1 pseudogene is annotated in these 323 nt (G+C 31.9%); it reads right to left on the bottom strand.

Annotated elements, in window-relative coordinates:
• Positions 1-323, bottom strand: a pseudogene (locus tag DS885_RS11510) (ABC transporter ATP-binding protein); the annotation flags it as partial.

Below are 323 nucleotides of genomic sequence, written 5' to 3'. Positions count from 1 at the left end.
CAAATACTTGATTAAGTGATTGTGACTTTGGCAGCTCTAACTCTAAGGTACTGTCATCAATAGCCGTTAAAGTAAATTCATTACTGGTAGGCAATTGACTAAAATGTTCAACATCCAAGATAAAGGTTTCATTATCTAATCGACTCAATAACTCTTTCATACTGGTATTAATCACTAATTCACCTTGATTAATAATACCGATATTTCTACATAAGTTTTCAGCTTCTTCTAAATAATGAGTCGTTAGAATGATCGTTACACCTTGTTGATTTAATTCAGTTAAAAACGTCCACATTGAACGTCTTAACTCAATATCAACACCT

Source organism: Psychromonas sp. B3M02, assembly GCF_003318165.1.
In the GTDB taxonomy this organism is placed as follows: Bacteria; Pseudomonadota; Gammaproteobacteria; order Enterobacterales; family Psychromonadaceae; genus Psychromonas.
Note: the sequence above shows the minus strand (reverse complement) of the source record. Positions and strands in the feature narration are given on the sequence as shown.